Raw genomic sequence first — 10,720 nt, 5'->3', positions numbered from 1 at the left:
GGCCGCAGGCAAGTCAGTGAAGGCCACCCTGACCGCCACGGCTCGCAAGCTCCTCGTCACACTCAATGCCATGGTTTCTAGCGGAACAAACTACCGACTCGACACCGCAACCTGATTACAGTTGCCGACAAACCCGGGACGGTTCATCTTTTGGGGCGGGTCTGGTCCAGCGCATCACGGCGGATCTCGGCCTCCATCGTCTTGCGGCCGAGCAGGCGCTCCAGCTCGCGGACCTTGGCCTCGAGCTCGCGGACCCGGCTGGCCGGGACCACGTCCTCGTCCGCCCTGACAGCCTCGAGGCCACCTTCGGCCATGCGCCGCATCCACCCGAACAGGAGGCTGGGGGAGACGCCCTGGAGCCGAGCGACGGCCGAAACCATCATGCCGGGGCGTCTCCTCGACCAGCCGCACCTTCTCCTCGGCAGTGTAGCGCCTCCGGCGCTCCCGGCCGGTGATGACTTCGACGCGCTCAGTGGGCTTCGACATGGGCGCACGCCTAGGCTTCCACCTAGGCCCTCAGGGGTGCACCGGGTGTCCGGTCGAAATGGGGTGCGTTCCACTCCGATCCATCCAGTGAAGTCGGCGTGCCTTATAGCTTGTCCGGCAATGCATGGCGACGAACGGGTGCACCCTATGGCGCGGTAGAATCGTCACATCAGGTCCCAGGGTCCCTTCAGCCAACAGCTTGGCGATGACCCGCGTCAAAAGACCAGGGCCGGTGCAGAGCCAGACAAGATCCCGGTCACCCCGGTGAATGGCCTCCACTGCCCACGCCAGTGCCGTACAAAAAACCGGATGTCCTGGCATCGCGCCTAACAGGTTGTTGCCGATGGTCGCGAAGTCCTCGACGTAGAGAAGCACCGAGCCGCTGCTCGACAGCAAACCTTCGACCGGTGCCAAGCACCGATCATCGGCGTCCACGTAAAGGCCGCCGCGCTGAGCAAGCCATACCAAGCGGAAGAGGTCGCTACGCATTGCCGGCTCCCGACAGCGCAGGAAAGCCTGAGCAACGGTCAGGGGACAATGCTTTAATAGGAAGCTATGGGCGGTTCTATCATCGAAATATTCAATAGAAAAATTAGGATTGTGCTCACGCCATGAAGCCATCAGCACCTGCACATCAGCCGGCGGATCCGCTGTGTCCCAGTATTGGCAAATGCGCCGTGGAATGCTGTCCTTAGAACCCGTTTGAAAAGGGTCTCCGGATGCACGGCATAGCGTGCCGCTGGCCATGCTTGGCCCATGACCTTGTGGTAGTCGGACCTTTTCAAACGGGCTCTTAGTGGTAGGCAATGCGACAGCTGCTGAGCCGACCTCGCGATTGGCCAGCAGCAGTTGCATCGCGGGACCGGTGTTGTCCGGGTTGGCAAGAACCAAAGCAGCCACAGGCGCCAGCCGTTTAGCCGCTGGCAATGAACGTAGCTCCCGAAGATGTGTTGCCAATACCGTATCAAGGGCCAGTTCGTCCAGTAGCTGGCCGGCGAGCGACTGGCTGATGTTGGAGCTGCGCCCGGTGCGTCGGCGGGCAGACCGACCTTGCTCTGCAACCGCAAGAAGGTGCTTGCGTGCTGCAACGAGATCAAGACGCAGTAGTGCGGTGCGGGCTGCCTCCTGGTGCAGACTGGTATGGTGCGGATTGAGGGCAAGGCCCTTGGCGTAGTGGGCCGCCGCGTCGTCCAGCGCTTCCGCCTCGGCAGCGATCAATCCGCGCAGGAGCGCCTCCTCCGCCCGTTGTTCTGCCGTAGCCGGCCGGTACGCCTGCAATGCTTCCGCCGCAGCCTCCGGCCCTTCCAGCATAAGGCGCAGCCGCACCACCATGGGCACCAGCTGCTTAGGGAACGCGCCGCGCTGGAGTGCGGCGGACACCAGTTCCAGCGCTTCCCGCCACCACCCCAGCTGGCGCAGCGCATGTGCATGGGCGATGAGCACGTCCGGCGCCTCTTCGGACACGATGGCCGACGCCCCGGCCAGGATCGATGCGGGGTCGAGCTCCCCTTCTGCCAGGCGGGCGGCAACCAACCCTGCCCGGGCGGCCACGCTGGTGGAATTGCGGTCCAGGGCTGCAAGGAAATGGGCCGCTGCCTCGGCCGGTGCTTCCGCTTCCATTGCTTGGGTGCCGCGTATCAGCCATGGCCGCGGGTCGGCCGGGACGAGGGAGTCAAGCCGCATTAGTAACGCCGCGCTCTCGTCCGGGCGGCCGCCACGCCAGGTCAGCTCGGCAAGGCTCAGAAGCGGTTCCGGCGCCAGCGGGTGCGCTTCCGCCGCGCGGCGCAGCCACGCCTCTGCCGCATCCGCGTTCCCGGTCCGGCTTGCTAGCTGCGACTGGATCACGCATGCCCAAAGATGGTCCGGCTGGAGCTTCAGCACCCCAGCCAGCCGCGCCTGGGCCTCCTCCGCCTCGCCTCGGTCAGCGAGGAGGACAACTAACTCGAATCGAGCCTCTGCGTACTCGGGCTGCTCGAGGAGGATGGCTGAGAGCAGGGCTTCGGCCTCCGCTAACTCGCCAGACAGCCGGAGAAAACGCGCTAGCTCCAGACGCATCAACACATTCCGGGGTTGATATATCAATCCATCACGCAATGTTCTGACCGCGGTGCCGGTCTCATCGAGGTGGCGGTGCTCACGGGCCAACTCCAGCCTTGCCCAAGGGTCGTAGGGATCGGCTTCGACGGCGGCGCGCAGCAGTGCCATCGCAGTGTTGCGGTCGCCACGCTGGCGCGCCAGCAGGCCGAGCTGGAGCACTGGCATCGGGTGAGTGGGAGCGATGCGCCGTGCCGCCTGGAGGTGCTCCTCGTACGCCCCGAGTTGGCCGGTCCGGCGACATTCCTGCGCCAGCTCAAGCCGGGCGCCAAGATCCTCTGGAGCGAAGGCGACCGCCGCCTGGAGTTGCTCCAGTGCGTCGGTGTCATTACCTCGGGCGCGGGCCAGGAGACCGAGCTGCAGGCGTGGAGCGACGGCTTGCGGTGCCAGCTCGGCCGCTTTCAGCGCAGCCGCCCGTGCCTCGTCAAACTCCCCTACCTCGCGGTGCTCCACGGCCAACTCGACCAAGGGCCAGATGTCGTTTGGGGCGACGATGCTTGCCACCCGAAAGAAGGTGCGCGCGGCCCTGCGGTCCCCGCGAAGGCGGGCCATCACGCCCAGGCCGAGGCGCGCGGCGACGCAGCCTGGGTCCCGGAGCACCGCTTCAAAGTAGAGCGGGACGGCGGCTTGATCGCCAAGTGCCCGAAGGATGTTCGCCCGCATCAGCAATGCGTCGTTCGTCAGCGGCTGCGGCAGGTCCGCGAGATCGAACCGGCGGAGTGCCTCAGCCGCTTGGCCGCGATTCAGTAGATGGCGAAGGTCTGCGATCAGCTCAACCTCACTGTTACTCATGTGCGCCTCGAACGATGCTCATTTTTCGCCACATTTATATCTATGTGGAAACATTCCGAAATCGATGTCGCGATTGCCAAGGTCAGCGGCCGTCTCTGCTGCTCTGCAGCGTAATCGCGATTGATTGAATACGAGAATTTCGCTATCTGCTCAACATCTAGTGATGTTCGAAAGGTGGCGCAGTGGCGAAGCTCTCTAAGGCCCCCGGTGCTGTGTTGCTCAAGAAGCTGAGCGGCGGCGTCGGTAGCAAGTTCTACCTCCTTGCCAGCGAGGCCGACAGACAAGCGCTAGAAGCGGGTCCGCTTGGACATCTCGTACACTACCAAGCGCCGCAAGGGGCACCGATCCTCAATAACGTCTTCCCCTTAGCTGCTGTCGCCGCATCTGACTCGGGGGCCGAAGACCTGGAGGAGGTCTGCAATCGGCTTGCGACCTTGCGGTCCCTGCCGCCGCTGCCCATGCTGCGCCTTCCCGACGTTATGGGGCCTGGCGCCGTGGCCGTCGCCGAGTTGGTCACGGGGCCCCTTGCCAGGATCGCCCGGTACGCGAGCAATCTGAACTCGCAACTTCTCGACATCAAGCGTGAGCGCGATCAGCTCCTGGAGAACTACCGGGCACTCGAGGACACCTTCAACGCCCAAGCGATGCGCTCCGTGTCCTGCGTGTTCGAGCACCAGCCGTACTCCGACCCTGCCGACGAAGGCATCGAGGACCTACTAGTCGATGGCGGGATCACCCAGCTGCTGCCCGTGGCCAGCACAGGCATTTCGGGTTTCGCCCTGCACATCCGCGCCACCGGGACCGGGCATTCAGGCCTACGCCTCCGCCTCGAATGTGTCGAGGATGAGGCGATTGTCGGCGAATGGATCGTTGCCAGTGCGCAGGTGGGAGAGGGGTGGAACTACTTCGTGCTTCCTCGCGCCCTCCCCAATGCCGCTCGTTCGCTGCGGCTTCACCTCGACGCGGACGGTGAGGGAGCCCCGGAGCCTTCCGTGGGCCAGTTCCTCGCGCAGGAGGTGTTCGCAGCGAAGGCCCAACGCCCGCATCCAGACATCGAGTGCCGTCCTCTTGCCTTCCGCCTCTACGCAGGAATCCCCGGGGTGCGTCCCGACGGCGTGCTGAACATGCTGGCCACGGTGGCGGCCAGCGGCGCGCCGAGCCTGGCAGTCTTCCGGCTGCCCGAACAGGTGCTCGAGACCGTCGAACTCTGCACTGAAATCGGGCCGGGTATAGACTATCCCCTCGTGCAGTACCTGCCGCATGAAGCCTCCGTCGTCTGCCACCCGCAACTGCACGGCCCCACCTGCGCTGTGATGCGTGGGGCGGTGCCGGTCGGCACGCAATGGGTGCAGTCGAAGGTCTGGATAGCACATCCAAACGGTATGCCGGCCTACGCCGCGATGCTGGTGCTGGACCCAGAGCAGCCGATCCGGGACCAAGTCACTGCGTTACCGCCCGTCACCGCCGAGGCCGCGTTCGGCGGGTTCTCTGGATGGAGGCAGGTGACTGGCGGCGACGGGGGTACAACCGTTCACCTTTCCGTCACAGACGGCGCCCATGGTCCCCGCGATTTGCTGCTGGTTAGCATGCCAGCAGCGTCGCAGGTCGACTTCTCTTGGCTACACTTCACCGAAGTTCGCATGGCCCGCCAGTTCACACCAAGGGGCTAACACAGTATGTACGACGCGGCAGAGCAGTTCGAAGGCACCCTTGCGGTCGTCCTCCCGATGTACGGGCATGCCGGGTTGGTGGCGGAAGCCATCCACTCAGTACGCCGCAGCACGCCATTCGGTCCCAAGGTGCAGATCGTCGTCTCCGTCGACGGCGACCCGCAGCAAGAGATCTTTGAGATTCTGGCCGCCGAGGCGGCAAACGACGACGCCCTACACATCATCTTTGCCGAGAATGCCGGGCCGGGAGGCGCGCGAAACCGCGCGATCGACTTCGTCCTTGAGTCCTTCCCGGACTTAGTTGCGGTGTACTTCCTGGACGCCGACAACCGGGTCCTTCCCGAGACCCTGGGCAAGCTCTGGCGGCACCGGGCCGAGACGGGCGCCGACTGGGTCTTTACCAACATAGACGCCTTTCAGGTAAACTGGACCGGCCACTACGGCGACCGTTACTCCAAGCTCGCCCACTGCATCACAGACAATATTTGCGACACCGGCTCCCTGGTGGATGCCAAGGTGTTCCGGCGCGGTATCCGGTTTGATACAAGCCGCGAGAACGGATTCGAGGACTGGGACTTCTGGCTGGCCTGCATTAAGGCCGGGTTCTCGGGCTCGCGCTGCCCCGGCGCCGCCTTCGAGTACAGGCTGCGCGCCGAGAGTCGTTTCAAAGAAGCGAACCGGAATCGCGCCAGCTCCGTGCGTTTCCTCCGCAAACGCCACGCGACTCTCTATCGGCGCGACCGCCTAGTGGGTCTCGAACACAAGGACGCCCCCCGGTACGGCCTGCTCCTGGCTGATTCCGGCCAGGTCCAACTCCTGAGCGACCCTCGTGCCGAGCCTGAGGCGCTCGATATCTCGGACGCCGTTCAGCGATATTGGGCAGCGCGTGCGGAGCCTGACAACTACCACTTCCCGCCGTTCCTGCTGTGCTGCACCCTCCCCACCCTCAGAGTGCTTCGGGAGTCCCGCCTGATGCCGACCATCCTCTCACGGCTGGAGGTGTTGGCTGAGCAGACGAACGTCGTCTACGTTGATCTGTTTAACGACAGTGAGCAGATCTCGATCGCCTCCAGCAAGCATGAATCGGGCCTCGTACGCGAGCGGCTGGCTGATCTCGTGGCGCTGCGTACCGCTCTGCTGGACGATGTCGTCGGCAACAACGCGGTCGATTGGTTCCGGTCCATATCGTCGCGGCAGGTCTGGCCCACCTCAGCGACGCTGACGGTGCGCTTCGCGCTGAGCAGGACACGCCGGGGCGCCCGGCTCGCGTCGCCCGAGCAGGCATTGGTGAGCTTCGCCGAGACCGTAGCCGGCAGCGTCTTCCGCCAAAGCCAGGCCAAGCGCTGGACCTGGCGGCATTCCATACTGCGTGCCGGTCAGGACATGCACCTCGAGCTGCGGCGGGAGGTGGACGGCGCCCCGGTGCTGCCGCTTGGTCCGCAGCCGGAGCGGCGTCCCACGGCCGCGATTTTGACTCCCATAGCCTCATTCGGCGGGGCAGAGAAGGTAGCCTATGCAGCGGCCCGCGCTCTGAAGGAGGCGGGATATGAGACTCATGTTTTCGTCCTCGGCTCCAGCTCGATGGCAGTGCTCGACACCTTCGACCGCCACTTCGACTTCGTGCACATCTGGGACGACCGGCTACCCCAGTGGGGCAGCGACCGGCGCTTCATTGGGCACGACTTCCTGGACGACAACCCCGACGTCGATTGGAAGCTGCTGAAGGGCCAGCTCTCGGGGTTCGACTTGGTGGTGAACAACCACGTTATGGCCGCGCACCCGCTAATGGGGCGGCTCCGGGCGGAGGGCACGCGCACCGCCTGCTACCTGCACGTGGTGGACCACACGCCATTGGGTCGCCCGGCGGGCCAGCCATACGCCGGAATAGCCTTCGAGCACGCCTACGACGTCTTCATCACATGTTCGGACGTGCTCAAGCGTTACCTCATGGGCTTCGGCGTGGCCGGCGGCAAGATCTTCGCCGTGGTCAACGGCCCCGGCTTCAGCTTGGACCCGGCGGCGTTAACGACGCTTCGAGCCGAGCGCGGCCGGCCCCGGCCCGGGCCTCTCCGGCTGCTCTACATTGGCCGGCTGGATGTTCAGAAGGGCATTGACCGCCTGCATAGCGTCCTGCAGCGCCTCGCCGAGGCGGGCGTGCCTTACACCGCGCGGATCGTCGGTGGTGAGCTGATCAAGGACGGACAGGACAACTGGGCCAGCCGCCTGGCGAAATACGCTGAGGTGCTGCCACCCGTGTTCAGCGCCAATGACGTGGTGAAGCACCTGCACTGGTCCGACGCCACGCTGCTGCCCTCGCGCTGGGAGGGGGCGCCCCTGGTGGTGCGGGAGGCGCAGTATGTCGGCTCGATTCCGCTAGCGGTGGAAGTCGGCGCGGTGTCGGAGCAGATCGCGTCAGGCTCCGACGGCCTGATCGTGGAGGGCAGCAGCGACGAGGAGATCGTCACAGGCTTCGTGGAGCACATCCGGACGTTGGCCGACCCTGAGCTGCGGCAGTCGCTGCTGCAGGGCGCGATCGCAACCGCGGATGGCTGCGACTGGCGACAAGGCTTTGCAGAGTTCATCGAGTGGGCGTCGAGCTAGTGGAGTGATTCCAGCAGACGTTTCCCGCGGTGGTGCTTGGCGATGATGGTGTCGGCGGGAGCGGTCCAGCGGAAGGGCTTTGGGTCGGCGTTGTGGGCGTCGAGGTAGTCCCGGATCGCCTGGTTCAGCTCGATGACGGAGCGGAAGACGCCGCGCTTCAGCCGCCTCTTGGTGAGCGTGGCGAACAGACCCTTGACGGCGTTGATCCAGGAGGCCGAGGTCGGCGTAAAGTGGACGTGGAAGCGCAGGTGCCGGGCCAGCCAGCGCTTCACGGCCTCGGTCTTGTGGGCGGCGTAGTTGTCGAGGATCAGGTGCAGGTCGAGGTCGGCCGGGGTCTGCTTGTCGATCAGGCGCAGGAAGCGGATGAACTCGGCGGCGCGGTGGCGCAGCATGCACTGGCTGATCACCGTGCCCGCCTTCACGTCGAGCGCAGCAAACAGCGTCGTCGTGCCGTGGCGCTTGTAGTTGTGCGTCATGGTAGCGCCCCGGCCACGCTTCATCGGCAGCCCAGGCTGGGTGCGGTCGAGCGCCTGGATCTGGCTTTTCTCGTCCACCGAGAGCACCAGCGCGTGCTCGGGCGGGTTGATGTAGAGCCCGACGATGTCGCGGACCTTCTCGACGAATTTCGGATCGTTCGAGAGCTTGAAGGTCTCCACCCGGTGCGGCTTCAGGCCGTGCTCATGCCAGATGCGGTGGATGGTGGACGGCGCCAAGCCGCTCGCCTTGGCCATCGAGCGCAACGTCCAGTGCGTCGCCGCTGGTGGGTCGTCGTGCAGGGTGCGCTGGACGACAGCGGCGACCTGCTCTGGCGAGGCAGCGGCGAAGGCGCGGCCCCGCGGCGCGTCCCGGAACAGGCCATCGGCGCCGTCCCGCATGTAGCGCGCCTGCCAGCGCCAGACCGTCGGCTTGCCCTTCCCCGTGGCTGCCCGGATCGCCATCGTGCCCGCGCCGTCGGCGGTCAGCAGCACGATCCGCGCCCGCCAAACGTGGTGCTGCGGGCTCTTGCGGTCGGAGACTACACCTTCGAGCCGCTCCCGATCGCCCGGGCGGAGCCGGACCTCAACGCCTTCCCTCATGCACCCAGACTCGCAGGTCTGGGCCAGCATGGGAATCATCAACGTCGACCAAACCACTAGGAGCGTTTCGCGTAGTAAGCGGCCTAAAGTTGCCGCTTGAGCCTTCCAGAGGCTTCAAGTATATCCTATCGAACCTTTATCAGTATGCATGCAAATATCGGCATGGAGCTAAACAATGATTGTTGCATTCCTCGATTGGATTGGGCCTCATCAACTTGGGGGCTGGGCTGCCAACATGGCTAATTTAGATCATGACGTGGTCGTTCGCATTTACCAAGGTGATGCTGTATTAGTCGAGTGTCGTTGCGATCAAATACGCGAGGACCTTCCCACCGTACGCGGCGGCCGCTGTGGCTTCGCCCTTTCGCTCCCGCCCTGCATGCTAGTCCAGCAGCTATGGACAATTGCCTTCAACGATCGAGCTCTCGATATCTTTGCAGAATCTGGCACGCAGCGAACCCGTGTTCAGGTATCGGAGGACGCAAGAAGAATTATTTTAGAGACAAACGCTGAAAAACTTACGAATTCCGCTCGCGTATTTGACAAAGCAATTTTGCGTACTGATGGTCGCCTTTATTTGCATAACGGCGTTAACGAACAGTCAACATACATTTATCAGGGCAAAACCCTTGATGCAAGTGTAGCTGATTACTGGTCAAGATTGATCGAGACATGCTCACTATACGGCCGCAAGCTCGACTACACTTTTGTTTTTTGCATAGCGGCATCAAAGGAGAGCGTAGAGTCAGCCACGCTGGGTCTAACCTTGTCACCTAACCGGCCAGCCTTATCCGTTATCCGTGCTGTAGACAAAAGTGCACGGCAATCCGTTCTATACACAGCGGATTGTCTAACACGTCAGTTCGTAGATCAGTATAAATTTCTTAAAAACGACACTCATCTTAACGGACTCGGAGCGTTTTTAACTTATCAATCTATCGCACAGAGACTTTCAATCCCTAAGGATACTATACTGGACTTTGAAGCAATTTATTTCCACCATGTTGTCTTTGAAGGTGATCTGGCGCAGATTATGCCTGAATTCCAGAATGTCTCGGGGTATGAAGCTAGGGTATTAAAGTCACGTGCAACAGTTCATGACGTTAGAAATAATCATATAACGTATAAAAATCCATTTGTTCCGGAGCGTCGGATTGCAATTTTTGGATCTTCTACGGCGGGTATGATCGCGCCAATCTTTGCAGAAACGGCCAGTGAAGTGCATTATGTCAAAAATCTTGCCTTAAACCTCGAGCTTATCGAATTTGGCAACCTGGACCATTTGGTTGTGCTGGTCCCTGAGCGTTACCTTTCCAGGGTACACAAATCAAACGTTCCGATAGATAAGCTGAATGGTTGGTATCAGCGGCTGACGGGACCCAAAGACTGAATTGGCTAGAGCATTTTGATATTGTATGGAATCGTGGGTTCTAATTCGACGCTGGTGATGCGTAATTTTCCACCCCCTCTGACTTCTGCGGCGTAGCAGTCAGGCCGTGACAGTCGTCAGGATGGTGCCAAAGACGCTGGTGTTCGGCGCGAGGCGGGCGGTGTCGACCACGGTGCGCACGTCCGCCTCGCCCTGAGCGGCCCACATCGCACGATAACCGTTGGTGACCTTGCGTTGGATCACGGCGGGACGGAGGTCGCGCTCGCAGGCGTTGTTCGTCGCCCCGACCTGGCCAGGCCAGTCGACAAAGGTCAGCAGCTGGTCGCGCGCTCGCCGCAGCTTCGCTTGCAGCGCCCGCGTCAGCTCGCAGCCGCTGGGGGTTGCCAGGATCGCGTCCAGCCTGCGCTCGAGTGCCCGCCGCTTGGCGGCCAGGGTAGAGGCGGCAAGACCTGCGGCGGCGTCGGCCAGGTCGAAGGCTGAGCCCAGCCAGAGCTTGAGCCGGAACGGCACTGGGTCGTCGCTGGCCTCAAGTGCATACGCCACGTCGCGCGCCAGGTGTGCCAGGCAGGTCTGCTGGGCCAAGCCGTGGCCCTGCTGCGCCGCGTAGCGGT

6 protein-coding genes and 1 pseudogene are annotated in these 10,720 nt (G+C 63.0%); 3 read left to right on the top strand and 4 right to left on the bottom strand.

Translation table 11 applies throughout. The annotated features are described in order from the left end of the window. Positions 1-146: 146 nt before the first annotated feature. Positions 147-486: pseudogene (locus tag H7965_RS26565) on the bottom strand (transposase); the annotation flags it as partial. A 30-nt stretch (positions 487-516) separates the two neighbouring features. Continuing rightward, positions 517-3,372, bottom strand: a complete 2,856-nt coding sequence (locus H7965_RS26560) for a tetratricopeptide repeat protein (protein WP_186773564.1) — start codon at positions 3,370-3,372, stop codon at positions 517-519. A gap of 215 nt (positions 3,373-3,587) precedes the next feature. Between H7965_RS26560 and H7965_RS26555 the strand changes: the two genes are divergently transcribed. Together H7965_RS26555 and H7965_RS26550 are read left to right on the top strand one after the other, a co-directional pair. Continuing rightward, the gene (locus tag H7965_RS26555; RefSeq protein ID WP_186773563.1) at positions 3,588-5,042 is read left to right on the top strand and encodes a DUF6212 domain-containing protein; all 1,455 of its coding nucleotides are present in this window, start codon (positions 3,588-3,590) and stop codon (positions 5,040-5,042) included. 6 nt (positions 5,043-5,048) lie between these two features. Further along, the gene (locus H7965_RS26550) at positions 5,049-7,643 is read left to right on the top strand and encodes a glycosyltransferase (RefSeq protein WP_186773562.1); all 2,595 of its coding nucleotides are present in this window, start codon (positions 5,049-5,051) and stop codon (positions 7,641-7,643) included. On the opposite strand, the gene H7965_RS26545 is transcribed toward H7965_RS26550, so the two are convergent. Further along, positions 7,640-8,719 (bottom strand): IS630 family transposase, encoded by a 1,080-nt coding sequence (locus tag H7965_RS26545; RefSeq protein WP_186773561.1) that lies wholly within the window; start codon positions 8,717-8,719, stop codon positions 7,640-7,642. The genes H7965_RS26550 and H7965_RS26545 overlap by 4 nt on opposite strands. A 175-nt stretch (positions 8,720-8,894) precedes the next feature. Between H7965_RS26545 and H7965_RS26540 the strand changes: the two genes are divergently transcribed. Further along, a complete protein-coding gene (locus H7965_RS26540) occupies positions 8,895-10,109 on the top strand; it encodes a hypothetical protein (RefSeq protein ID WP_186773560.1) in 1,215 nt (404 codons plus the stop codon). A 99-nt stretch (positions 10,110-10,208) separates the two neighbouring features. On the opposite strand, the gene H7965_RS26535 is transcribed toward H7965_RS26540, so the two are convergent. Next, the coding region (locus H7965_RS26535) for an IS66 family transposase (protein ID WP_186773559.1) at positions 10,209-10,720 on the bottom strand (512 nt) is incomplete at its 5' end.

It is taken from the genome of Siccirubricoccus deserti (assembly GCF_014283215.1).
GTDB lineage: Bacteria > Pseudomonadota > Alphaproteobacteria > Acetobacterales > Acetobacteraceae > Siccirubricoccus > Siccirubricoccus deserti.
Note: the sequence above shows the minus strand (reverse complement) of the source record. Positions and strands in the feature narration are given on the sequence as shown.